Source organism: Buchnera aphidicola (Nippolachnus piri) (assembly GCF_039383305.1).
GTDB classification, from domain to species: Bacteria; Pseudomonadota; Gammaproteobacteria; order Enterobacterales; family Enterobacteriaceae; genus Buchnera_F; species Buchnera_F aphidicola_AZ.
Genome location: NZ_CP135009.1, coordinates 254,345 through 279,526 on the forward strand (window position 1 = coordinate 254,345; position 25,182 = coordinate 279,526).

Below are 25,182 nucleotides of genomic sequence, written 5' to 3' on the forward strand. Positions count from 1 at the left end.
ATTAATAAAATACAGTGATTTAAAATTTTTAAACACTGTATTATATATAATATAAATTTCACTTAAATTTATTCAAAACTTTTAAAATTATAAAAATATGAAAAAAATTGTTTTATTATTTCCAGGTCAAAATTTACAAAATTTTAAAGATATTATTTATTTTAACCAAAAAACTAAAATTCTAAATAAAACTTTTGAAGAAAGTTCAGAAATTTTAAATTTAAATTTGTTAAAAATTTTAAAAAAAAGAAATTTTATAAAAAAAAAATATATTTCATATCTAATTATTAATATTTCTATTGCTTTGTATCGAGAATGGAAAAAAAATATTCCTATTATACCTAACATTATGATAGGACACAGTTTAGGGCAATATTCTGCATTAATTTGTAGTAAAAAAATAAGCCTGAAAAATGCACTTTTAAGTTTAAAAAAAAGAAATCGAATATTAAAAAATAGTTTCAAAAATATTCCAACTTTAATGTACATTATTATTGGAATTCATTTTTCTATAATTAAAAAAATATGTTATATAGTTTCTCGTATTTTTCAAAAAGTTTCTATTGCATGTATTAATTTAAAAAATCAAATTATTATTTCAGGACACAAAAAATATGTTTTAAAAGTTTTAAATTTTTGTAAAAAAATTCAAAAAAATTATATTATCCGTTTACCAATATATTTTTGTTTACATTATTCATTTCTTAAAAAAAATTCTAAAAAATTTTCAAAATATTTAAAAAAAAATATTTTTAAAAATTCACATATCAAGGTTTTTTGTGCCACACAAAAAAAATTTTTATACTCTTCTCAAAAAATAAAAAATAGTTTGTGTCAACAACTTTATAAACCAACATTATGGTATGATACTCTTAAAATAATAAAAAAAAAAAATATTAAAAATTTTATAGAAATTGGTGCGGGGAATACTTTAACTAAAATAAATTTTCATAATAAAATTTTTAATACATACTCAACAAATACATTAAAAAATTTTTTAAAAACTTTAAAAATTATTAAAAATCAAAAATTATGAAAATACACAAAAAAATTGCTTTAATAACTGGAGCTAATCGAGGAATTGGTAAAAATATTTTAACTACATTAATAAAAAAAAATATTTATGTAATAGGAACTTCTAAAACTTCGATAGGTGTAAAAAATATTAAAAATTTAGTAAAGAACAATGGAACAGGAATTTTAATAAATTTCTTAAAAAAAAAAAAATATGAAGATAATTTTAAAAAAATTCTTAAAAAATTCAAGAAAATCGATATTTTAATACATAATTCCGGAATAACTCATGATAATTTATTAATTAATATGACAGAAAAAGAATGGAAAAATGTTATAAAAATAAATTTGTCTTCTTGTTTTTATTTAACAAAAATTTTTCTACCAAATATGATTAAAAAAAAATGGGGAAGAATTATCTTTATAAGTTCTGTAAATGCATATCAAGGTCAAATAGGGCAAACTAATTATTCTGCTTCAAAATCTGGTGTCATAGGATTTTTAAAATCTTTAGCTTTAGAAGTAGCATCTTTCGGAATTACTGTAAATTCTATTGCTCCTGGATATATCAAAACTGATATGACTAAAAAATTTTTTAAAAATTTACCAAAATATATAAATAAAATTCCATTAAAAAATTTTGGAAAAACTACAGATATTTCTAATGTAATATTATTTTTAATTTCTAAAAAAACATCTTATATCACTGGACAAACTATTCATGTAAATGGAGGATTATTTATGATATAAATATTAAAAATTTTTTTAAAAAAAAATAAAAATATAATCTAAAATTATAATATATTAAGGAAAATAATGAATAAAATCGATAATTCTATAAAAAAAATTCTTTCAAAACAATTTAATTACCCAATAAAAAAAATAAAAAATACCCATATTTTAAAAAAAAAATTTAAAGTTGATTCATTAGATATGATTGAATTAATTATGTTACTTGAAGAAAAATTTAAACTGAAATTACATGATAGAAACTTTAATAAATTAAAAACTATACAAGATATTATTAACTATATAAATTTAATTTTAAAAAAATAATAAATTTTATATTAAAAAAATATTTTATATAAAAAATAAATTTTTTTTAAAAAAATAAATTTCAAAATACACTATTTAAATTCATAAAAATTTTAATTATCTTAAGAAGAAAATTATGAAAAAAGGAAAATTTATTGTTTTAGAGGGATTAGAAGGCGCCGGAAAAACAAGTGCCTGTAAATATATACAAAATTTTTTATATAATTTCGGAATTAAAAAAACTTTATTAATCAGAGAACCTGGTAGTACTTTTTTATCTGAAAAAATACGAAAATTTATAAAATTTAATCCAAAAAATGAAATTTTAAATTATAAAACAATAGTTTTATTACTTTATGCATCACGCTTACATTTAACTGATACCATTATTAAACCAACTTTAAAAAAAGGTATTTGGGTAATTAGTGATCGTTATGAATTATCTACTTTTGCCTATCAAGGGCAAAATTCACAAAAAAGAATAAATTTTATTAAAAAAATTAGTTCTTTAATTTTAAAAAAATTTTATCCTAATTTAACGATATATTTAGATGTTTTACCTCATATAGGTTTAAAAAGAATTAAAAAAAGAGGGATTTTAGATAATATTGAAAAAAATAATATAAATTTTTTTCTAAAAGTTCAAAAAACTTATTTAAAATACTTTAAAAAAAAAGAAAATATTTTTATTAATGCTAATTTATCACAAAATATGGTACAAAAAAATTTAAAACATATTTTATTAAAATGGTTAAAAAAAAATATATGAAATTTCCTATTTCTTGGTTAAATAAATATTATGTTCAAATTATTACTTTATTTATACAAAAAAAATTGCACCCCATTCTTTTATTTAAATCTACATATAATATTGGCATTCCAAAATTAATTTATGAATTAAGTTGTTTTATTTTATGCATAAAAAAAAAAAATTTTAATTATTGTAACGTTTGTTCTTCTTGTATTTTCATGAAATCTAAAAAACATCCTGATTTTTATATCATAGAAGAAAAGAAAAAGAAAAATATTGGTATTGATTTTATTCGTGATATAATTATAAAAATATATTCTACTGCACAACAAAGTAATGAAAAAATTTTATGGTTTACAAATATTTTAAAATTAACTAAAGAAGCTATAAATACATTATTAAAAACTTTTGAAGAACCACCTAAAAATACATTTTTTTTTCTATATACTTCCAACACTGAAAATATTCAAAAAACTTTATTAAGTAGAATGATTATATATAATATATCAGGAATTAAAGAAAAAAATGCATTATTATGGTTAAAAAAAAAAAATAAAAAAAAAAATTTTTCTCAAAAAAATCTAATAACTATTTTACGTTTATATAATTCTTCACCTTTTTCAGCAAATTTTTTTTTAAATAACATAATTTTTGAACAACGTATTAAAATCATAAAAATTTTTAAAAATTATTTATTCTATAAAAAAAATTTATTATTAATTAATGCTTTTAAATATATTTACAATCCAGACGTAATATTTTGGATTTGTTTCATTTTACTAGATGCTATAAAATTAATTAGTAAAAAAAAAATAAAAATTCAAAATATAGACCAAATTTTATTTTTAAAAAAAATTGCAAAAAAATACTCATATCGGATTTTATATAAGATTTTAACTTCATGGTTAAAATGTAATTATCACATACATAATATTCCAGGAATAAATAAAGAAATTTTTATTATAGAACAAGTTTTATATACAACACTTCTTATCAAAAATTAAAATTTTATATTATAATATTTTTTTTAAGGATAAAAAATGTTTTTAATTGATTCTCATTGCCATTTAAATTTATTAAATTTTAAAAAAAAAAAAATAAATAAAATATTAAAAAACGCATATTCAAAAAATATTAAAATTATTTTAACGATTTCTATTTCTTTAAAAAATTTTAAAAATTTATTACAAACTATAAAAAAAAAAAATATTTTTTTTTCTTGCGGATTACATCCCATATTAAAACATAATAAAAAAGATATAAAATTGATTAAAAAATTTTCTCAAATTAAAAAAGTTATTGCAATTGGAGAAACTGGTTTAGATTTTTTTCAAAAAAATCCACAAAAAATCAACCAAGAAAAACTTTTTAAAAAACATATTCAAATAGCTAAAAAATTAAACAAACCATTAATTGTACATAGTCGAGAAGCAAAAGATCAAACTATTAAAATTTTAAAATCTGAAAATGCATATTTATGTTCTGGAATTTTACATTCTTTTACGGAAGATATAAATATGATAAAAAAATTATTAGATTTAAATTTTTATATTTCTTTTTCTGGAATTATTACCTTTAAAAATTCTGATACTTTAAGAAAAACTTTAAAATTTGTACCTTTAAATCGTTTATTAATTGAAACAGATGCTCCATATTTAACTCCAGTACCGTATCGTGGAAAAGAAAATCAACCAAAATATTTATATGAAATTGCTAAATATATTTCAAAAATATTTAAAAAAAATATTATAGATTTTTCTAAAATTCTTAAAAAAAATTTTTTTACATTATTTAAATTATCAGCACTCAAATTCGAAAAATAAATTATATAATAAATGAATTATAATATTATAAAAAAATATTTCCATAAAAACATTTTTATATTATTTTATTTTTTTAAAAAAAATAAAATTTTTAAAAAACTTTTTTTACTTATTAAAATTAAAAAATTTATGAAAATTGAAAAAATTTTTTCTCAAATAGTTTTAAATAAAAAAAAAAAAAAAATAATTTATCAAGATAAAATTGTAACTGCATTTAAAGATAAAAATCCTCAAGCACCAATACACATTTTAGTAATTCCAAATATTTTAATTCCTACAGCAAATGATATTACTAAAAAAAACAAACACTTTTTTACACATATGTTTTATGCATCCTTAAAAATTACTAAAAAATTAAATATTCATAAAACAGGATATCGATTAATTTTCAATTGTAATGCACATGCAGGACAAGAAATCAAATATATACATTTACATATTTTAGGAGGAAAAAATTTAGGACCTATAATATGTAAATCTTAAAATTTTTTAAAAAAATTGATAGATCTGAAATATTATCTAAAAATAATATTAAATTTTAAAGATCTATCAAAATACTAAAATATTTTATAAAAATTAAAAATTTAAATTTCCTGAAGTTCTAGGAAAAGGGATTATATCACGAATATTTTTTAAACCTGTTATATATAAAATTAACCTTTCAAATCCTAAACCAAATCCTGCATGCGGAATTGTCCCATATTTTCTTAAATCTTGATACCAAATATAATCTTTTTGTGTATCCTTTAATAATTTCATATTTTCTTTTAAAATTTCAAATTTATCTTCACGTTCAGAGCCACCAATTACTTCACCTACGTGAGGTAATAAAACATCAAATGCAGATACTGTAATACCATCAGTATTTAATTTCATATAAAATGGTTTAATTTTTTTAGGATAATTATATATTATAATTGGCGCTTTAAAATATACTTCTACTAAATATTTTTCATGTTCAGTACTAAAATCTATTCCCCAATAAATTTTTTCTAAAAATAAATGAGAATTTTTTAACAATATATTTAATGCTTCTTTATATTCAATATAAAAAAATTTTATATCTAAAAAAGATTGTAAACGAGAAATAATTTTTGTATTAATATTTTTATTTAAAAAAGATAAATCTAAAAAATTTTTTTTTAATACTTTTGATATAAGAAATTTTAATAATTTTTCAGAAAATTTAGAAATTTGATTAATATTAGAAAAAGCTTCTTCTATTTCTAACATCCAAAATTCCGCTAAATGTTTACGTGTATTAGAATTCTCTGCTCTAAAAACAGGACCAAAAGAATATACTTTAGATAATGCGCAAGCATAAGCTTCTAAAGTTAATTGACCTGAAACAGTTAAAAATGCAGTACGATTAAAAAAATTTTTTTTATGTTTTTTTTTTTGATATTCATAATTTTTCATATCTAACATAGAAATTTTAAACATCTCCCCGGCACCTTCTGTATTAATACTAGTTATAATTGGTGTAGATATCCAAAAATATTTCTTAGATTGAAAAAATTTATGTATATTAAAAAATATTGTATTTCTAATGCGAGTAATAGCTCCTATAATATTAGTTCTAGGACGTAAATGACAAAAATTTCGTAAATGCTCTAACGTATGTTTTTTTGCAGACATAGGATACTTTTGAGGACTTAAAATTTTTCCTATTACATGCACAGAAATAGCTTTAATTTCATAAATATTTATACTTGAAGGTGAAAAAATCAAAATACCTTTTATAATTACTGAACATCCAATAGTTAATTTTAAAATTTCAGTAAAATAATTTGATAAAGAATTTTTGATAACTACTTGAATTGAATTAAAAATAGATCCATCATATACATTTAAAAAAGAAATTCCAGATTTTGAATCACGACGACTACGAACCCAACCACGAATTAAAATTATTTCATTAATATTTTTTTTTTTTAAAAAAATCTCGGAAAGAGACGTTACTTTCATTTTTTATTTTCCTAATTTTTAAAGTATAAATAAAATATTTTTATTATCTTTAAAATACTATTTTTTAAAAAAAATATATATAAATATTTTTAAAAATAAAATATTTTATATAAAAATAAAATTTTTTAAAATACAAAAAATAATCTTACAATATTTTATAAAACTTCATATAAAAAATTAAAAAATATTTTATTTTATACATGAAACATATATTATTTTCTTTATAATAAAAAATAATAATTTATATTTTTTTAAATTTAATTTAAAATTTAAAAATAAAATCAGAAAGAGAAAAAAATGTTAGTAAATATTAAAAACGGAAAAATAAAATTTAATAAAATTCCAATTTTAAATAATATTAATCTTATAATACATCAAAAAGAAAAAATTTGTGTTTTAGGAAATAATGGTTCCGGGAAATCAACATTATTAAAAATTATTAAAAAAAAAATATTATTAGATGCAGGTTCTTTATTTATTAAAAAAGATCTTAAAATAGCATATTTATCACAAAATTTACCTAAACGTTCCAAAGAAACTATTTATGAATTTTTATGTAAAAACATTAATAAAAAATATCGAGAACTTATAAATTTTCAAAATTTTTCAATAAAAAAAAAATCTAATTTAAAAAATTTTAATAATTTTTTTAATATTAATGAAAAAAAAATCTGGAAAAAATATTCAAAAATTAAAAAAATTATGAAAATTTTGCAATTAAAAAAAAATACACTTTTAAATTCTTTATCAGGAGGTTGGTTAAAAAAAGTTAATTTAGCAAAAATATTAATTCAAAAATCAGATTTATTATTACTAGATGAACCTACTAATCATTTAGATATTACTAGTATTGAATGGTTAGAAAAATATTTATTAAAATATAAAGGTGCAATTTTATTTACTTCTCATGATCGTGAATTTATTCATCATATTACACATAAAATTATTTATATTAACTTTAAAACTTTAAACTTTTGGAAAATAAAAAATTTTAACGATTTTTTTAAAAAACTTAAACTTCAAGAAAATATTAATAATATTAAAAATTTAAAATTTCAAAAAAAAATTAAAAAAGAAGAAATATGGTCAAAAAAAGGTATAAAAGCTAGAAGAACAAGAAATGAAGGACGTCTTAAAAAATTTATAGAATTAAAAAATGAATATGATCAAATTGAAAAAACACAAGAAAGTTATCCAATTTTAATCAATTCTTTAGAAAGATCTAATAAAATTATTTTTAATCTTAAAAATATTTCTTTAATAAGAAATCAAAAATACTTAATAAAAAATTTTTCAGAAAAAATAATATATGGAGATAAAATTTCTTTAATAGGCTCGAATGGATGTGGAAAAAGTAGTTTTTTAAAATTACTATTAAAAAAAATTAATTTAACATCTGGTAAAATCAAGATTGGAAAAAATATTAAAATTTCTTATTTTGATCAGGAACGAAAAAATCTTAATAAAAAAAAAACTATTTTAGAAAATTTTTCTACAAATTTAAATAATATAAAATTTAAAAATCAAACATATAATATTTTTAGTTTATTAAAAAAATTTAATTTTTCTACTGAAAAAATCTATTCATTAGTACAAACTTTATCTGGTGGCGAAATTAATCGATTATTATTTTTAAAAATATTTTTAAAACCTAGTCATGTATTAATATTAGATGAACCAACTAATGATTTAGATTTTACAACATTATCATTTTTAGAAAAAATCTTAAAATCTTATCCGGGAACAATTTTTCTAGTTAGTCATGACCGAAATTTTATAAAAAATATTTCAAAAAAATTTTGGTATTTCCAAAAAAACGGTAAAATTACAATCGATTTAAACTATTATCCCAATATTTATAAAAAATCAATAAATACTAAAAAAAAAATTAAAAAAAAAAATAAAAAAAAAAAAAATCTTAAAGACTCACAAAAATTAACATATAAATTAAAAAAAGAACTAAAGAATTTACCTCAAGAATTAGAAGAAATTGAAGCGCAAATACAAAAAATTGAAAAAAAAATCATTCAAAAAAATTTTTATCAACAGAATCCTATCGTAATTAAAAAAATCTTTTTAAAATTATCAAATAAAAAAAAAAAAATAAAAAAAAAATTTTTAAGATGGGAATTTCTAGAAAACTTAAAAAAATAAAAAATTTCTTATATATAACACTATAAATAATATAAAAATAATCTTAACAGTATATTTAAAAATATTAAATATTTAAAATCTGTTAAGACTAATTTTAAAAAATAAAATTATTTTTATTTTTTAGATATTTTTGCATTTCTCAGAACAAAAAAAATTAAATTTTTTAGAACAAGAATTACATTGAATAAATAATAAATGACAAAAATTATTTCTACAATTAATATATTTATTATTTGTAATTTTTTTACAATTTTTACATTTGGTAAAAATATCTGAAGTAACTTTTTCTTCTAAACGAGCATCAAATACAAATAACTTTCCTAAAAAATAAATTGGTAAATTTTTTATTTTTGCTTCATGTATATATCCTAAAATCCCCCCAAAAATTTGAAAAACATTTTTGAAATTATAATATAGTAAAAGAGAAGTAGCTTTTTCACATCTAATACCTCCTGTACAATATAAAATAATATTTTTTTTTTTATAATCTTTTAAAAAATTATGTAAATTTTTTAATTGAATTTTGAAAGTCTGAGAAGGATAAGTTATAGAATTTTTAAAATGCCCTATATAATATTCATAATGATTACGCATATCTACTAAAATAGCATTTTTTTTATGTATATATTGATTAACTTGTTCAGCATTTAAATATTTTCCAACTCTATTTCTATCAAAAATAAAATTTTTTATTTTACTAGACAAAATTTGTGATCGTATTTTAATAATTAATTTCCAAAAAGATATTTTTTTATTTGATAGTTCCCTCTGAAAATTAATATTATTTAATTTTATATCTAAATTTTTAATAAATAATTTAATAAATTTTAAAAAATACCATGGAATACTAATTTGTGCATTAATTCCTTCTTTAGAAATATAAATTCTTCCTAATATATTTTTTTTAATAAAAATTTTTTTAATTTTATTAGAAAATTCAGTTGGATTTTTTATAAAAAAATATTTATAAAAAGATAAAACATATCTTAAAAATAACTCTTTTAATACTTTCTTTTTTAATTCTAAACTTGAAATATATTTTTTTTGTACAGACATATATTTATAACATTCCTAAAAAGATTATATAAAACAATTATAAAAATTTTTAAAAATTTAAAATTTTATTATAAAAAAATTAATTTATTTTTTTAAGTATATATTTTTTTAATTTTTTTATATTTTTTTAATAATTTTTTTTTTTTTAAAATCAAAGATTGAGGAGCATTAAATAAAAAATTATGATTAGATAATTGTAATTTTAATTTTTTAATTATAAGTTCTATTTTAATGTTCTTTTGAATATTTTTTTTTTTTAAATATTCTAAATATGTACTTTTAGGTAAAAAAATAAAAATTTCTATTTCATCTATTATATATGATATAAAAAATTTTTTTATTTCTAAAAAAGGAAAAAATGTGATTTTTGTAAGGAAAGCAATTTTCTTTAATAAATTATAATTTTCATTTAAAAAAATTTTTTTATTATATGACAAATTTTTTATACAAATTTCGAAAGAATAATTATATTTAAATTTTAAGTCTGAACGTATTTTACGTAACTTAAAAATTATTTTATAAAACCATTCAATAAAATCAAATGAAGATTTATAAGAATCAACATTTATTATTTTAGGCAAATTCATAATATATTTTTTTTTAGAAAAATTTTTTAAAATTTTTACCATATTCATCCAAATATATTGTGTAATAAAAGGTATAATAGGATAAAGAAGTTTTAAAATTTTTTTTAAAACTTGAATACAAATTGTAAGAACATGAAATTTTTTCCAAGAAAATTCTTCCAAAAAAATACATTTTATATTTTCAATATATTTATCACAAAATTGATACCATACAAAATCATATAATAAAGCTACTAAAAGATCGAAACGAAAATTTTTAAAATAATTATGATAATTTTTTATTACTACCTGTAATTTAAAAAAAATCCATTTATCTAAAATAGATATATAAAAAATTTTTTGAAAATTTTTTGAAAATTTTTTTTCTATTTTTAAACAAATAAATCGACTAACATTCCATAATTTATTACAAAAATGTTTATAACCTTTGACACGATTCATATCCCAAGAAATATAACGACTCGTAGATGATAATGATAAAAAGGTTAACCTTAATGCATCAATTCCATAAGCTTTAATTCCATGAGGAAATTTTTGAATAATATTTTTTTTAATATTATTTAACATCTTTTCATCTGTTAAATTTTTTGTACGTTTTATAATTAATTTTTTTAATTTTATACCATATACAATATCTAAAGGATCTAAAATATTACCTTGAGATTTAGACATTTTCTTTCCATTATCATCGCATATTAAACCTGTAATATATACTTTTTTAAAAGGAATACAAAAATTATTATTTTTATTATCTTTTAAAATATATGCAGTCATCATAATCATACGAGCAATCCAAAAAAAAATAATATCAAATCCACTTACTAATACTTCCGTAGGATGAAACATTTTAAATTTTTTAGTACATTTAGGCCAACCTAATCCTACAAAAGTCCATAAACTAGAAGAAAACCATGTATCTAAAACATTTGTGTCTTGTAACAAAATTACATGTTTTTTGAGAAAATATTTTTTTCGAACTTCTTTTTCATTTTCAGCAATATAAATATTATTATGTTCATCATACCAAATAGGAAATCGATGTCCCCACCATAATTGTCTTGAAATACACCAATCTTCAATTTTTAACATCCAAGAAAGAAACATATTTTTATATTGCTTAGGAAAAAATATAATTTTTTTTTCAACAATTAAGTCGATTGCAATTTTAGATAATTTTTTAGTACACAAAAACCATTGATTTGTTAATTTAGGCTCTAAAATTACCTGACTACGCTCTCCATAAGGAATAAAGTTTTTCTTTAAGATACTAGAATGTAATAAATTTTTCTTTTTTAAAATTTTTATAATTATTTTACGAGCTGAAAAACGATCTTCATTCTGTAAAATAACCGGAATTTTTGAATCAAAAAAACATGATGGATTTCCTTCATAATCTAAAACTTCTAATTTCTTTAAAATTTTTCCGGAATCAGAAAAAATATTAATCATATATAATTGATGTTTTAAAGCTATTTGGTAATCAAAAAAATCATGTGCTGGAGTAATTTTTAAACATCCAGTACCAATATTTAAATCAACTGTAGAATCACCAATAATAGAAATCTTTCTATTAACAATAGGAACAATTGCAAATTTCCCAATATATTGTGAATATTTAATATTTTGAGGATTTACTGCAATTGCAGTATCTCCTAAAAGAGTTTCAGGACGAGTTGTAGACACTACAATATATTTTTTTTTTTCTTTAATATTTTTTTTTTCAAATATTAAATATTTAATATACCAAATTAAACTTTTAGATTCTAAATGTTTTACTTCTAAATCAGATAAAACAGTTCTTAATTTTGGATCCCAATATACTATTTTTTTTTTTTGATAAATTAATTTTTTTTTAAATAATTTTAAAAATACACGATTTACAGCTCTTGAAAATTTTTTATCTAATGTAAATCGTATATCTGACCAATCTACTGAGATACCTAATTTTCTAATTTGCTCAAAAATGAAAAATTCTGTATTTTTTTTCCATTTCCAAATTTTTTTTATAAAATCTTGACGTGTGTAATTAAATCTTTCTTTACCTTCTTTTCTAAATATTTCTTTTTCTATAATCAATTGCGTAGCAATACCAGCATGATCCGTACCCATCTGTAACAAAGTATTATATTTTAGTAATTTATGATAACGAATTAAGGTATCCATAATAATCTGTTGAAATGCATGCCCCATATGTAATTTTCCTGTAATATTAGGGGGAGGCATCATAATACAATAATTATTATTAATTTTAGAATATTTTTCAGAATTTTTCTGATGTAATTTTTTAAAAACAAATTCTTCTATTAAGATAGTATTATAATTTTTTTCCATAAATACCCTTTATTAATTATATTTTTTTAAAAAAATATATTAAATTAAAAAAATATTTTTTTTTAAAAAAAAAATTTAAGAAAATTTAAAATACAGTATAATAAATATATGTTATAACAATATGAAAATAAATTTTTTATTAAATTGTTTTTAATAATATTTTATTTTTATTTTTTAAATATTTTTATAAATTTTAAAAATAAAATATTATTTTTTTAAAAATATTAATATTATAAAAATATTATTATTCAAAAAAAAAATTAACAACTAAAATTATTAATATTGAGTATAATTATGAACACATTATATAAAAAAAGTTTTTTAAAATTTTCAGATTATCAAAAAAAAGAAATTTTATATCTTTTGAAGATTTCAAAAATTTTAAAAAATCAAAAAAAAGAAAAAAAATTTTTAAAATCTAAAAAAATTATTTTAATTTTTGAACAATCTTCTACACGTACACGTTGTTCTTTTGAAATTGCTGCTTATGAACAAGGAGTATATTCAACAATTTTAAATTCTAATGAATCTCATTTAGGATATAAAGAATCTATTCAAGACACAACTAAAATCTTAAATCAATTATATCATGGAATACAATATCGCGGCACTTCTCATAATACTTTAAAAATATTTAAAAAATACGCTACTATTCCAATATGGAATGGATTATCAAAACTTTTTCATCCAACGCAAATTTTAGCTGATTTATTCACAATAAAAGAAATTTATCCTAATTTAGAATTTGAAGAAATTAAATGCGCTTACATAGGTGATGCTCAAAATAATATCTCTAATACTCTTTTAGAAGCCGCTAAAATTTTAAAATTTCAATTAATTATTATAGCTCCTAAAAAATATTGGCCTAAAAAAAAATTTTTAGATAAATATATCTATAAAACAAATACAAAAATCAATAATATTCAATATACTGAAAATATTTCAATAGGAACTAAAAATATACATTTTCTTTATACAGATGTTTGGGTATCTATGACCGAACAAGAAAAAAATTGGAAAAAAAAAATATATGATTTATTACCGTATCAAATTAATTCTCAATTAATTAAAAAAATAAATAATCCAAAGCTAAAAATATTACATTGTTTACCGGCTTTTCACAATACCCAATCAACTTTAAGTAAAAAAATTCATAATAAATATAATTTAAAAAAAGGTTTAGAAATTTCAGAAAAAATTTTTAAATCTCAATATAATATAAGTTTTCAACAATCATATAACAAACTATTTACTTTAAAAGCGTTATTAATTTCTACATTATCTTCTAAAAAACATTTATAAAAAAATAATAAATTTATCAATTAAAAAATTATTAGTTTTTTAAATTAAAAAAATTTTAACAATAAAGAAATTTGAAAAATTATACAATATGTTAAAAAAATTTCAAAATTTTTTAAAAAGGATACATTAATGAAAATATTTACTGAAAAATTAAAAAATTTTAAAAAATACGGACCATATTCACATACAGTAAAAGCTGGAAATTTTTTTTTTACATCAGGACAAATTTTTGTAGAAAATGATCAAAAAACAAAAATTTTCCCTAATTTATATACTCAAACACTTTTTACATTAAAAAAAATCAAAAAATTATTATTACAAGAAAATTTAAAAATTTCAGATATCATTAAAACAACCATTTTCACTACTAAATTATCTGAAATTAAAATTATTAATCAAGCATATGAATTTTTTTTTAAAAAACATACACAAATATATCCCGCTAGATCATGTGTTGGAGTTTTAGATCTACCCTATAAAGCTTTCATAGAAATTGAAACAATTTCATATGTATCAAATTTAAAAAATTAAAAATATATGCCACATTGTGGCATAAAAACTCTTTAAAAAAAATTTTTTCAAAAATAAAAATTAATATAAAACAAAAATATTCAAATTATTTTTTTTGATATACATTTTTTTTAAATTTATCAGAAAATTTTGAAACTCTTGAATAAAAACGTTTTTTAACTATACGACGATATTCTTTAGGTTTCGCATCTGGTAATAATTGAATATTTATTGGTTTATTTAAGACACGCGTTTTTTTTAAATTTTTAAGAATTTTTAAAGAAAAATTTTTTGGTAATTCTACTGTAGAATAATCAAAAAACAATCTAATATTTCCTATAAAACGACTATTAATATCTCCTTCGTTTGCAATAGCCCCTACAATATGTCGTACTTCAACACCATCATTTCTACCTACAGAAATCTTATAAACATTCATTAAAAATCTTTCAGGTAATAAATTTTGAGTAGTGCCAGAAAAAATTTTTCTTTTAAATATTTTTTTTTTTTGTTCCTTTCCATACATCGAAAAAGATTTTTTACGAGTTGAATATAAAAAATTTTCATCTGGTTTTAGAATTAAAACACGTTCACCTTGAGCCATTTTTAATAATGCTGCCGCTAATAATTCAAAATTTTTTGTATCAGTAATTTTTAATTTAGGTAATAACAAACGATATTCTTCTAAATTTTTACTCTCTAATTGTTTTTGTAATTTTTCAGAAAATTTTTGTAATCTACGTTTACTAATAATATCAATATTAGGTAATTGAACTTCCGGAATATTCATTCTTACAACACGCTCAATATTACGTAATAAACGTCTTTCTCTATATTCTACAAATAATAATGCACTACCAGTTCTTCCAGCACGCCCAGTACGTCCAATACGATGCACATAAGATTCTGCATCCATTGGAATATCATAATTAATAACTAAACTAATTCGATCTACATCTAATCCTCTAGCAGCCACATCTGTAGCAATTAAAATATCTAATCTTCCATTCTTTAAACGAGCTAATGTTTGTTCTCTTAAAGTTTGATTCATATCACCATTTAAAGCAGCACTATTATAACCATTTTTTTCTAATGCTTCAGAAACTTCTAAAGTAGCATTTTTTGTTTTCACAAAGATAATTGTTGCAGAAAAATCCTCTGCTTCTAAAAAACGAATTAAAGCATCAGTTTTTCGTCCTCTAACTAACCAATAACTCTGTTTAATATCGGGACGAGTTGTTAAATTAGATTGTATTTGAATTTCTTGAGGATTTTTCATAAATCTTCGAGAAATACGTCGAATAATATTAGGCATAGTAGCTGAAAATAAAGCTGTTTGATGATTTTTAGGTATTTTAGACATAATATTTTCTACATCTTCTATAAAACCCATTCTCAACATTTCATCTGCTTCATCTAAAACTAATCCACATAAATTTGATAAATTTAATGTACCTCTCTTTAAATGATCTAATAAACGACCAGGTGTTCCTACTACAATTTGAGGACCTTTTTTTAAAGCTTTTAATTGTACTTCATATCTCTGACCACCATATAATGCCAAAACTTGAATACCCGTTAAATACTTTGATAAATCAGAAAATGATAAAGAAACCTGTATAGCTAATTCTCGCGTAGGAGCAAGTACTAAAATTTGAGGTACTTTACGATTAATTGATACATTATGTAATAATGGTAATGCAAATGCTGCAGTTTTTCCACTTCCAGTTTGAGCCATTCCTAAAACATCTTTTCCATTTAATAATAAAGGAATACATGCCGTTTGTATAGGAGAAGGTTTTAAGTATCCTAAATCTTTTAAAGCTTTTAATAAATTAATATTTAATTTAAAAGAAGAAAAAGATTGATAAATATGAGTCATGAAGTTTATGAGCCTCTTTTATAACCATGGCCAGTCTACTACATAACTCACGAAGAAAATAATAATATTTTCTTCTTACAGAGTGTGAACTGGCAAAAATTAAATAAATGTAAAAAATATTTAAAAATATTTAAATTTTTTAAAAAAAATATTTATAAATACTTAATATTAAATAATAAATATCATATAAAAACAATTATACAATAAAATGTAAAAGTTAGATAGTCATGATAAATTTATTATAAATAAAATTTATAATAGTTAAAACAAAATATTTTAATCTATAAAATAATTTCAAAATTTTTTAAATACTTTTCATACTTAAACGTAACCGACCATGACGATCAATTTCTAAAACTTTTACAGAAATAATTTGATTTAAACACAAGTAATCTGTAACTTTTTCTACTCTTTTATTACCAATTTGAGAAATATGTACTAATCCTTCTTTTCCTATTCCAATGGATACAAAAGCTCCAAAATCTACAATTCGAACTACTTTTCCAACATAAATTTTTCCAATTTCAATATCTTCTGTAATTTCTTCAATTCTACGAATTGCATGTTTTGCTTTAGATTCTAAAGCAGCAGAAATTTTTACAATTCCATCATCTTTAATTTCAATAATAGTACCAGTTTCTTCTGTTAACATACGTATAACTGCTCCTCCTTTTCCAATAACATCTTTAATTTTTTCAGGATTAATTTTAATAGTGTGAATCCGTGGTGCAAATGGAGAAATTTGATGACGAGGTATTTGTATAAATTTTTCCATTGTATTTAAAATAAAAATACGAGATTCCTTAGCTTGTAATAAAACTTTTTGTAAAATTTCTAAAGAAAAATCAATAATTTTAACATCCATTTGTAATGCAGTAATACCTTTAAGATTTCCAGAAACTTTTAAATCCATATCACCAAAATAATCTTCTTCTCCTACAATATCAGATAAAATAAAATATTTATTTTTTTCTTTAATTAATCCCATTGCTATACCAGCTATTGCCGATTTTACAGGTACTCCTGCATCCATTAAAGATAAAGAAGCTCCACATACCGAGGCCATTGAAGAAGAACCATTAGATTCTGTAATTTCTGAAACAACTCGCACAGTATAAGGAAATTTATCTATTGTAGGCATAATAGCTAATAAACTGCGTTTTGCTAATTTTCCATGACCTATTTCTCGACGTTTTGGAGAACTAATAATCCCTATTTCTCCGACTGAATAAGGAGGAAAATTATAATGAAATAAAAAATTTTCTATCCGATCCCCTAAAAGTTCATCTAAATTTTGAGCATCTCTTGAAGTACCTAATGTTGTAGAAACTAATGCTTGAGTATCTCCACGTGTAAATAATGCAGATCCATGTACTCGAGATAATATTCCAGTTTTAATATCTATAGTACGTATTTTTTTAAATGTTCTCCCATCTATTCTTCTTTTTTCATTTAAAATTTTTTTTCTAAAAATTTTTTTTTCTAAAATAAATAAACATTCTTCTATTTCAGAAATTTCAACATCTTTAAAATGTTCTAAACAATATTCTATTAAATTTTCTTTAATTTCTTGTAGTTTCTCTTCTCTCTTAATTTTTGAGATTATACAATATGCATTTTGAATAGATTTTTTGAAAAACTTTAAAATAAATACATATAAATTACGATTAAAAGGAATCACTATGTTAACAAATTTTTTTTTAATTGAAATAATTTTTTTAGAAAAAATTTTAATATTATCAATTAATAATTTTTGCTGTTCATGTCCAAATGAAATTGCTTTTAAAATTTTCTCTTCAGATAGAATTTTTGCTTCTGCTTCTACCATTAAAATAGTATTTTTAGTTCCAGAAATTATAAGATCTAAAGAACTATTTTTCATAATTTCTATATTTGGATTTAATAAAAATTTATTAGCAACATACCCTACACGCGCTACACCAATAGGACCTAAAAAAGGAATATTAGCAATATTTAAAGCAGCAGAAGTACCTATTAAAGAAATAATGTCTGGATTAATTTGAGGATTTAATGAAATTACTGTAATAACAATTTGTATTTCAAACAATAATCCCTTAGGAAATAATGGGCGTAACGGACGATCTATTAAACGTGCAATTAAAATTTCATTTTCACTTGGGCGCCCTTCTCGACGAAAAAATCCCCCAGGAATTCTACCCGCCGCATATGTTCGTTCTTGATAATTAATAGTTAAAGGAAAAAATTTTTGAGAATGTTGAGTAATCTTTTTACATACTACTGTAACTAAAACAGTAGTATCATCCATACTAGCAAGAATGGAAGTAGTGGCTTGACGTGCTATTACTCCTGTTTCTAAAGTAATAATATTATTACCATATAAAAATTTATGTACAATTGGGTTTAACAAAATTAGATCCTTTCTACAAAATAAAAAAAATTTAAATAAATTTTATAAAATATTTTTATATATAAATTATAAAAATTTAATCAAATATCATATAAATACTTAAAAACTATTAAATTTTTTTATAAAGAAAATAATAAGAAAAGAGCACAAAAGCCCTTTTCTAAAAAAATATTCTTAAAAAAAAATTTTAAAAAATTTTTTAATGCCGTAATCCTAAAACTTTTATTAAACTTAAATATTTTATACGATCTTTATATTTAATATAATTTAATAATTTTCGACGTTTTGAAACCATTTTCAATAAACCTCGACGACTACTATGATCTTTTTTATGTACTAAAAAATGTGACTGTAAAAAATTAATTTTTTTAGTTAATAAAGAAATTTGAAAATTTGAAGATCCGCTATTGTTTTTCATTTTTTTTTTCATAAAAAAATAACCTATAATTTTTTAAAAATATTAATTTTACTTTAAAATTATATTTTTTTGTAAAAAAACAACATATATATTGAAAATTTTTTTCTAAAAATTAAATATCAGAAATTATTTGATCCATAAATAAATAATTTTTTGAATTAATTTTACCCATTCCTACAAATTTTTGAGTATTTTCTTGAAAAATTTGAATAAATCCTAAATATTTTTTTTTTTTTAAAAATATAGATTTTCCATTTTTTAAAAAAAAAATATCTTTCTTTATTAAAAATATTTTAGGATATACGTTTACTAATGAAGTTAAAGGTAATAAAAATTCTCTTATATTTATAAAAAAATTTGTTTTTTTTTGAAACCTTTGATTATGTTTTTTTTTATATATTTGAGATAAAGTTATTAAATTTGAAATATTATATGGACCTATAGATATTCTACGTAAAAATACAACATGAGCTCCACATCCTAAACATTCTCCTATATCTTCTATTAAACTACGAATATAAGTACCTTTAGAACATACAACTTTTAATTCTAAAAAACCATATAAATATTGTATACAGATTAATTGATAAATTTTTAATATACGTTTCTTTCTAGGAACTATTATTCCTTGACGAGCATATTTATATAATGGTATACCTTTAAATTTAATTGCAGAATACATAGAAGGAATTTGATGTATAATACCATGAAATTTTTTCAAAATTTGTATAATTTTTTCAAATTTAATATCTACTATCTCTTTTTTTAAAATAATACCTGAAATATCTCCTGTAATAGTTTTTTGTCCTAATTGTGCAATCACATGATAAGTTTTTTTCATTTCTAATAAATATTTTGAAAACTTAGTTGCTTTACCAAAACAAATTGGTAACATACCAGTAGCTAAAGGATCTAAAGAACCAATATATCCTGCTTTTTTTACTGAAAAAAGATATTTAATATGTTGTAAAAAATTATTAGAAGATAAACCTTTAGGTTTATCTAATAATAACATACCATTAATCTCAATATATTTTTTAGACTTCATTAATAAACCTTTTTTTTTAAAAAAATATTATTTTTTTTTCTTTAATATTAAAGAAATTCTAGATCCTTCTAAAAAAGAAGAATCATTTAAAAAAAAAAGTTTTGGAAAAATACGTAAAGATATTCTTTTACCTAATAAAATTCCAATAAAATGTGCAGCATTTTGTAAAATTTTTAAATATCGAACAATTTTATCCTTAGTTTTTAAAGACCAAAAAATTATAAAAACTTTACTATAACTTAAATCATGAGATACTTTAACATGTGTAATAGTAAATTTCTGAAATAAACGAGGATCCCGTAAATCATAATAAAATATATTTGACAATTCTTTCTGAAAATAACAAGATAATTTCTTTAGACGATAAAATTTTTTTAACATAAAATATCCCTAAAATATTTTTTTAAAAAATAAATAAAATTTGTTTTTTGTTTTAAAAAGATTTTAAGAAAAAATTTTAAATACTTCTATTTGATCTCTAATTTGAATTTTATGATAATTTTTAATACCAATTCCACATTCTATATTAGTTCTCACTTCTATAACATCTTCTTTAAAACGACGTAAAGACTCTAAATATCCTTCATAAATAACAATATTATCTCTTAAAATACGTATAGGATTTGTTTTTTTTACAACACCTTGAAGAACTATACATCCAGCTATTAAACCAAATTTAGGAGATTTAAAAATACTTCGAACTTCAGCTAATCCTATAATTTTTTGTTTTTTAAGAGGTTTTAATAAACCCTTTAAACATAATTTTATATCATCTATTAAATTATAAATAATAGAATAATATCTTAAATCTAATTTTTCTGAATCTATTAAACGTTTTGCTGAAATATCTGCTCGTACATTAAATCCTAATAAAATAGAATGAGACGTCATACATAAAGAAGCATCAGTTTCTGTAATAGCTCCTACTCCAGAAGATATTATATTAAGTGTAAAATAAGAATTTGATAATCCTATTAAAGAATCTAAAATTGCTTCTAAAGAACCATGAGTATCTGTTTTTAAAATAATATTTAATGTTGTATTAACATCTTTTTTAATATTTTTAAATAAATTTTCTATATTTTTACGCTTGACATTTAAAAATCTTTCTTCACGATCCTTAAATCTACGATATAAAGCAACATTACGCGCTTTTTTTTCATTTTTAACAATTAAAAAAACATCTCCAGTTTTTGGTAATCCTGAAAATCCATATATTATTATAGGCATTGATGGTCCGGCTTTTAAAATTTCTTTTCGATTTTCATCTTGTATGACTCGAATCTTACCATATTCAAATCCACAAATAAAAACATCATTTTTTTGTAAACATCCTTCAGTAACTATTAAAGATGCAGCAGGACCGTATCCTTTGTCTAAAAAAGATTCTAAAATTACCCCAGAAGCCATTCCTGTATGAGAAACCTTTAATTCTAAAATTTCAGCCTGTAAGTAAATAGCTTGTAATAAATCTGAAATACCAACTCCAGTTTTAGCTGACAAATTAACAAAAATATTATTTCCACCAAAATCTTCTGAAACAATCGAATATTTTAATAAATCTTTTTTAATTTTTTTAATATTACTTTCTATTTTATCAATTTTATTAATAGCAACAATAACTGGAACATTAAAAAATTTAGAATGTTTAATAGCTTCAATAGTTTGAGGCATAACTCCATCATCAGCAGCTACTACTAATATAATAATATCAGTAAGCTTAGCACCTCGAGCTCTCATAGCAGTAAACGCTGCATGTCCAGGAGTATCTATAAATGTAATATTTCCATTTTTTGTTTTTAATAAATAAGCCCCAATATGTTGAGTAATTCCTCCAAATTCTTTTTTAACTAAATTTGTAGTACGAATTTTATCCAATAATGAAGTTTTTCCATGATCTACATGCCCCATAATAGTAATAATAGGAGAGCGTTCTTGAAGATTTTTTTTCAATATAAAATCACGCTCTTTTAATAATGATAATTCTAATTTATTATCTGCATGTAATATTACTTTATATCCCATTTCTTCTGCTATTAACTGTGCAGTTTCTTGATCTAAAACATTTTTAATGGAATTATTAAGACCTATTTTCTTTATAGTCTTTAAAACCTTTTCTTTTTTAATAGACATTTTATCTGCTAGATCAGAGATAGTAATAAAAAATCCTATATTTACAATTTTATTAATATTTTTTATAGGTTTTTTAAAAACTTGTCTCAAAGCCGAATGTACTAAAAAACAATTTTTTATTTTACGATTAATCTGAATATTTTTTTTTTCTTGTTGAGATAAATATTTTTTTTCGTTTTTTTTAAAATATTTACGAAATTTAATATTCTTTAAGTTTTTTTGAATACTTTGACGCTTAATAACAATATTTTTATTTTTCTTCTTTGCACTATTAATATTTACAGATTTTTTTTTAAAAAATTCTGTTTTACTTTTAACACCTAAAAATTTGTGATTTTTTTTTTCTTTAATTACTGAACTTCTATCAGATTTTTTATCTTTTAACGCCACAAAATTTCCTTAATATAAAAAAACTATTTTTTAAAAAAAATTATTTAATAATACAAATCACATTATTAAAATTTTAATCACTTATGGTACAAAAAAATATATAAAATAAAAATTTCTAATATACAAAAAATATAATTTTATGATATAATTTTATAATTATAAATATATAATTAATTTTTAACAATTTTAAATATTAAATTTATATAAATTTTTTATATAATATAAATATTTTAAAAATAAATAAAATTTTTATAATTTTTTATTATTTTTTTTTTAAAAAAAAAATAAAAAATATAAAATTTAAAAATTTTATAAAACTAATAAATTTTACGTGCTTGAGTAATTAAATCATTAGCTTGAATAAGATTTAAATTTGGTATATTTTTTAAATCTTCAATACATAAATTTGATAATTGTTTAATTGTATAAATTTTTTTATTAATTAATTGAATAGCAATTAAATTATTCATACCTTTTAATTTTAAAAAATTTTTTAAAAATTTCTCTGCGTTTAACATTTTTATTTTTTCATTATTATTTTTTAATAAAAAATTTTTTGCTTTAATTTGTAATTTTAACAATATATCTTTTGAAATTTCTGGTATTAAAGAAAATTGAAAAATATCTATTTTTGATAATATTTCAAGAGAAAAAATACCAAATTTTATTAAAATATTAATTAAATCTGTATTTAAATTTAAGACTTTTTTAAAAATTTTAATAATATTTTTATATGGTATATGATCTAAATTTTTCAAATCTTCAATTGTCATTATGTTAAATTCCCAACCTGTTAATTGTGAAGCTAAACGTACATTTTGACCATTTCTACCAATAGCTTGAGCTAAATTTATTGTTTCTACTGCAATATTCACAATATTTTTTTCCGGATTAAAAATTAAAGAAGTAACAGTCGCCGGAGACATAGAATTTATCACAAATTTTGAAAAATCCTGATCCCATAAAATAATATCTATTCTTTCACCATATAATTCATTAGAAATAGATTGAACTCTCGCTCCACGAATTCCCACACACGCACCGACCGGATCTATATTTTTATCTTTAGTTTGTACAGCAACTTTAGAACGAAATCCAGGATCTCGAGCTATAGATTTAATTTCTATTAAAGATTCTCCAATTTCTGGAACTTCAATTCTTAATAATTCTATAAGCATTTCTATTTTAGTACGACTAATAAACAATTGTGATTTATATGTGTCTGTGATTATTTTATATAAAATACCACGAATTCGATCCCCTATTCTAAAATTTTCTCTTGGTAACATTTCTTCTTTTAATAGTATTCCGTCAAGATCTTTTCCTAAATCTAATATTATATGATCTCTAGTAATTTTTCTAACAATACCACGAATAATTGTACCTCTTTTTTTTCTAAATTTTTCTACTAACATAGATCTTTCAGCTTCTCGTACTTTACGAACAATCACCTGTTTAGCTATTTGAGTAGCTATACGATCAAATTTTATAGAAGAAATACAATCTTCTATATATTCATTAATTTTAATACATTTATTTTCAAATTTAGCTGCTTCTAAAGTAATTTCTTTAGTAGGATAACTTACATTATATACTACTAACCAACGACGATAAGTTTTAAAAGTACCTTTTTTACGATTAATATGTATTCTAATTTCAATATCCTTATTATATTTTTTTTTTGTTGCCATTTCTAATGCTTTTTCTAAAGCATCAAAAATTTTTTCTCGTGGAAGAGATTTTTCATTAGCAACTAACTCTACTACAGTTAAAATTTCTTTTTTCATGCCCATTATCCTTAATACAGACGATGTATTTTAAAAAATTTTATTAAGATTTTATTTTTTTTTAAAAAAAAAATATAAAAAAAATTACTGAAGGCGGGATTCGAACCCGCATATTTATATTTTTTAAAAATGCTATCTCCTCAAGATAGTGTGTTTACCAATTTCACCACTTCAGTATTTTATGTTTTAATTTAAAAAAAAATCTAATTTATCTTAAAAATTATATATTTTTTTATATTTATATTAAAAAATTTAAATTACATAACATTAAACATAAAACAAAAAATAAAATAGCTAATATAAAAGTAATTTTTTTAATAGTATTTTCACTTACAAATTTACTTAAAATAGGATGCGAAACTTCCCAAATATTTGCAATTGATTCTGAACCTTCTGTAGGTTGTATTAAAATTAAAAAAATTAAAAATAAAGCAATAAAAAAAAAAAAAGATGTAAAGAAAGAAAACATACAAAAAATTTCCTTATGTTTTTTAAAAAAATAATATAATTTTAAAATATATAAAAATTTATAAAAATATTATATATCTAAAATCTAAAAAATTTTATTCTATAAAAAAAATAATTTATATTTTTAAAATATATT

21 protein-coding genes and 1 tRNA gene are annotated in these 25,182 nt (G+C 19.8%); 10 read left to right on the forward strand and 12 right to left on the reverse strand.

All coding sequences use genetic code 11. From position 1 onward, the window contains the following. Positions 1–97: 97 nt before the first annotated feature. From RJT25_RS01150 to RJT25_RS01180, 7 genes are all read left to right on the forward strand, one after another. Positions 98–1,036, forward strand: coding sequence for a hypothetical protein (locus RJT25_RS01150; RefSeq protein WP_343126395.1), 939 nt, complete (start codon positions 98–100; stop codon positions 1,034–1,036). Further along, positions 1,033–1,764, forward strand: coding sequence for an SDR family NAD(P)-dependent oxidoreductase (locus RJT25_RS01155; protein WP_343126396.1), 732 nt, complete (start codon positions 1,033–1,035; stop codon positions 1,762–1,764). The genes RJT25_RS01150 and RJT25_RS01155 overlap by 4 nt, the downstream gene beginning before the upstream one ends. A gap of 66 nt (positions 1,765–1,830) precedes the next feature. Continuing rightward, positions 1,831–2,070 (forward strand): acyl carrier protein, encoded by a 240-nt coding sequence (locus RJT25_RS01160; protein WP_343126397.1) that lies wholly within the window; start codon positions 1,831–1,833, stop codon positions 2,068–2,070. Between the two features lie 115 nt (positions 2,071–2,185). Beyond that, a complete protein-coding gene (gene tmk, locus RJT25_RS01165) occupies positions 2,186–2,818 on the forward strand; it encodes a dTMP kinase (protein ID WP_343126398.1) in 633 nt (210 codons plus the stop codon). Continuing rightward, a complete protein-coding gene (locus RJT25_RS01170) occupies positions 2,815–3,804 on the forward strand; it encodes a DNA polymerase III subunit delta' C-terminal domain-containing protein (RefSeq protein ID WP_343126399.1) in 990 nt (329 codons plus the stop codon). The genes tmk and RJT25_RS01170 overlap by 4 nt, the downstream gene beginning before the upstream one ends. Before the next feature lie 36 nt (positions 3,805–3,840). Next, complete coding sequence (locus tag RJT25_RS01175; protein WP_343126400.1) at positions 3,841–4,623, forward strand: TatD family hydrolase; 783 nt, start codon at positions 3,841–3,843, stop codon at positions 4,621–4,623. 129 nt (positions 4,624–4,752) lie between these two features. Continuing rightward, a complete protein-coding gene (locus RJT25_RS01180; RefSeq protein ID WP_343126401.1) occupies positions 4,753–5,106 on the forward strand; it encodes an HIT domain-containing protein in 354 nt (117 codons plus the stop codon). 93 nt (positions 5,107–5,199) lie between these two features. Here the strand turns inward: RJT25_RS01180 and asnS are convergent, their stop codons facing one another. Further along, entirely contained in the window at positions 5,200–6,591 is a 1,392-nt protein-coding gene (gene asnS, locus RJT25_RS01185) for an asparagine--tRNA ligase (protein WP_343126402.1), read from the reverse strand. 297 nt (positions 6,592–6,888) lie between these two features. On the opposite strand from asnS, the gene RJT25_RS01190 reads away from it, so the two are divergent. Then, a complete protein-coding gene (locus tag RJT25_RS01190; protein ID WP_343126403.1) occupies positions 6,889–8,745 on the forward strand; it encodes an ATP-binding cassette domain-containing protein in 1,857 nt (618 codons plus the stop codon). Positions 8,746–8,865: 120 nt separating this feature from the next. Here the strand turns inward: RJT25_RS01190 and RJT25_RS01195 are convergent, their stop codons facing one another. Then, positions 8,866–9,801: a rhodanese-related sulfurtransferase gene (locus RJT25_RS01195; protein WP_343126404.1), complete on the reverse strand. Its 936-nt coding sequence runs from the start codon at positions 9,799–9,801 to the stop codon at positions 8,866–8,868. Positions 9,802–9,893: 92 nt separating this feature from the next. After that, positions 9,894–12,719 (reverse strand): valine--tRNA ligase, encoded by a 2,826-nt coding sequence (locus tag RJT25_RS01200; RefSeq protein WP_343126405.1) that lies wholly within the window; start codon positions 12,717–12,719, stop codon positions 9,894–9,896. A 294-nt stretch (positions 12,720–13,013) separates the two neighbouring features. Between RJT25_RS01200 and argF the strand changes: the two genes are divergently transcribed. Beyond that, on the forward strand, positions 13,014–14,021 hold the full coding sequence (argF, locus tag RJT25_RS01205) for an ornithine carbamoyltransferase (RefSeq protein WP_343126406.1): 1,008 nt from the start codon (positions 13,014–13,016) through the stop codon (positions 14,019–14,021). Positions 14,022–14,150: 129 nt separating this feature from the next. Then, complete coding sequence (locus RJT25_RS01210; protein WP_343126407.1) at positions 14,151–14,552, forward strand: Rid family hydrolase; 402 nt, start codon at positions 14,151–14,153, stop codon at positions 14,550–14,552. 85 nt (positions 14,553–14,637) lie between these two features. Here RJT25_RS01210 and RJT25_RS01215 read toward each other — a convergent pair whose 3' ends face one another. From RJT25_RS01215 to secG, 9 genes are all read right to left on the reverse strand, one after another. Beyond that, a complete protein-coding gene (locus RJT25_RS01215) occupies positions 14,638–16,413 on the reverse strand; it encodes a DEAD/DEAH box helicase (protein WP_343128830.1) in 1,776 nt (591 codons plus the stop codon). A gap of 304 nt (positions 16,414–16,717) precedes the next feature. Continuing rightward, a complete protein-coding gene (gene pnp / locus RJT25_RS01220; RefSeq protein WP_343126409.1) occupies positions 16,718–18,802 on the reverse strand; it encodes a polyribonucleotide nucleotidyltransferase in 2,085 nt (694 codons plus the stop codon). A 199-nt stretch (positions 18,803–19,001) separates the two neighbouring features. After that, complete coding sequence (gene rpsO, locus RJT25_RS01225) at positions 19,002–19,232, reverse strand: 30S ribosomal protein S15 (RefSeq protein WP_343126410.1); 231 nt, start codon at positions 19,230–19,232, stop codon at positions 19,002–19,004. 100 nt (positions 19,233–19,332) lie between these two features. Further along, entirely contained in the window at positions 19,333–20,268 is a 936-nt protein-coding gene (truB, locus tag RJT25_RS01230; RefSeq protein WP_343126411.1) for a tRNA pseudouridine(55) synthase TruB, read from the reverse strand. Between the two features lie 27 nt (positions 20,269–20,295). Beyond that, positions 20,296–20,649 (reverse strand): 30S ribosome-binding factor RbfA, encoded by a 354-nt coding sequence (gene rbfA, locus RJT25_RS01235; RefSeq protein WP_343126412.1) that lies wholly within the window; start codon positions 20,647–20,649, stop codon positions 20,296–20,298. A gap of 63 nt (positions 20,650–20,712) precedes the next feature. Then, complete coding sequence (gene infB, locus RJT25_RS01240) at positions 20,713–22,791, reverse strand: translation initiation factor IF-2 (protein WP_343126413.1); 2,079 nt, start codon at positions 22,789–22,791, stop codon at positions 20,713–20,715. A gap of 317 nt (positions 22,792–23,108) precedes the next feature. Further along, positions 23,109–24,578 carry a transcription termination factor NusA gene (nusA, locus tag RJT25_RS01245; RefSeq protein ID WP_343126414.1) on the reverse strand — a complete coding sequence of 490 codons (1,470 nt, stop codon included), beginning with the start codon at positions 24,576–24,578 and terminating at the stop codon, positions 23,109–23,111. An 85-nt stretch (positions 24,579–24,663) separates the two neighbouring features. After that, a tRNA-Leu gene (locus RJT25_RS01250) sits at positions 24,664–24,754 on the reverse strand. 62 nt (positions 24,755–24,816) lie between these two features. Continuing rightward, complete coding sequence (secG, locus tag RJT25_RS01255; RefSeq protein ID WP_343126415.1) at positions 24,817–25,047, reverse strand: preprotein translocase subunit SecG; 231 nt, start codon at positions 25,045–25,047, stop codon at positions 24,817–24,819. Positions 25,048–25,182 lie beyond the last annotated feature (135 nt).

Excerpts from the sequence above, each read along its gene's own strand:
- RJT25_RS01150 (WP_343126395.1), top strand. The coding sequence starts at position 98 with ATGAAAAAAATTGTTTTATTATTTCCAGGTCAAAATTTACAAAATTTT.
- RJT25_RS01155 (WP_343126396.1), top strand. The coding sequence starts at position 1,033 with ATGAAAATACACAAAAAAATTGCTTTAATAACTGGAGCTAATCGAGGA.
- RJT25_RS01160 (WP_343126397.1), top strand. The coding sequence starts at position 1,831 with ATGAATAAAATCGATAATTCTATAAAAAAAATTCTTTCAAAACAATTT.
- tmk (WP_343126398.1), top strand. The coding sequence starts at position 2,186 with ATGAAAAAAGGAAAATTTATTGTTTTAGAGGGATTAGAAGGCGCCGGA.
- RJT25_RS01170 (WP_343126399.1), top strand. The coding sequence starts at position 2,815 with ATGAAATTTCCTATTTCTTGGTTAAATAAATATTATGTTCAAATTATT.
- RJT25_RS01175 (WP_343126400.1), top strand. The coding sequence starts at position 3,841 with ATGTTTTTAATTGATTCTCATTGCCATTTAAATTTATTAAATTTTAAA.
- RJT25_RS01180 (WP_343126401.1), top strand. The coding sequence starts at position 4,753 with ATGAAAATTGAAAAAATTTTTTCTCAAATAGTTTTAAATAAAAAAAAA.
- asnS (WP_343126402.1), bottom strand. The coding sequence starts at position 6,591 with ATGAAAGTAACGTCTCTTTCCGAGATTTTTTTAAAAAAAAAAAATATT.
- RJT25_RS01190 (WP_343126403.1), top strand. The coding sequence starts at position 6,889 with ATGTTAGTAAATATTAAAAACGGAAAAATAAAATTTAATAAAATTCCA.
- RJT25_RS01195 (WP_343126404.1), bottom strand. The coding sequence starts at position 9,801 with ATGTCTGTACAAAAAAAATATATTTCAAGTTTAGAATTAAAAAAGAAA.
- RJT25_RS01200 (WP_343126405.1), bottom strand. The coding sequence starts at position 12,719 with ATGGAAAAAAATTATAATACTATCTTAATAGAAGAATTTGTTTTTAAA.
- argF (WP_343126406.1), top strand. The coding sequence starts at position 13,014 with ATGAACACATTATATAAAAAAAGTTTTTTAAAATTTTCAGATTATCAA.
- RJT25_RS01210 (WP_343126407.1), top strand. The coding sequence starts at position 14,151 with ATGAAAATATTTACTGAAAAATTAAAAAATTTTAAAAAATACGGACCA.
- RJT25_RS01215 (WP_343128830.1), bottom strand. The coding sequence starts at position 16,413 with ATGACTCATATTTATCAATCTTTTTCTTCTTTTAAATTAAATATTAAT.
- rpsO (WP_343126410.1), bottom strand. The coding sequence starts at position 19,232 with ATGAAAAAAAAAATGAAAAACAATAGCGGATCTTCAAATTTTCAAATT.
- truB (WP_343126411.1), bottom strand. The coding sequence starts at position 20,268 with ATGAAGTCTAAAAAATATATTGAGATTAATGGTATGTTATTATTAGAT.
- rbfA (WP_343126412.1), bottom strand. The coding sequence starts at position 20,649 with ATGTTAAAAAAATTTTATCGTCTAAAGAAATTATCTTGTTATTTTCAG.
- nusA (WP_343126414.1), bottom strand. The coding sequence starts at position 24,578 with ATGAAAAAAGAAATTTTAACTGTAGTAGAGTTAGTTGCTAATGAAAAA.
- secG (WP_343126415.1), bottom strand. The coding sequence starts at position 25,047 with ATGTTTTCTTTCTTTACATCTTTTTTTTTTTTTATTGCTTTATTTTTA.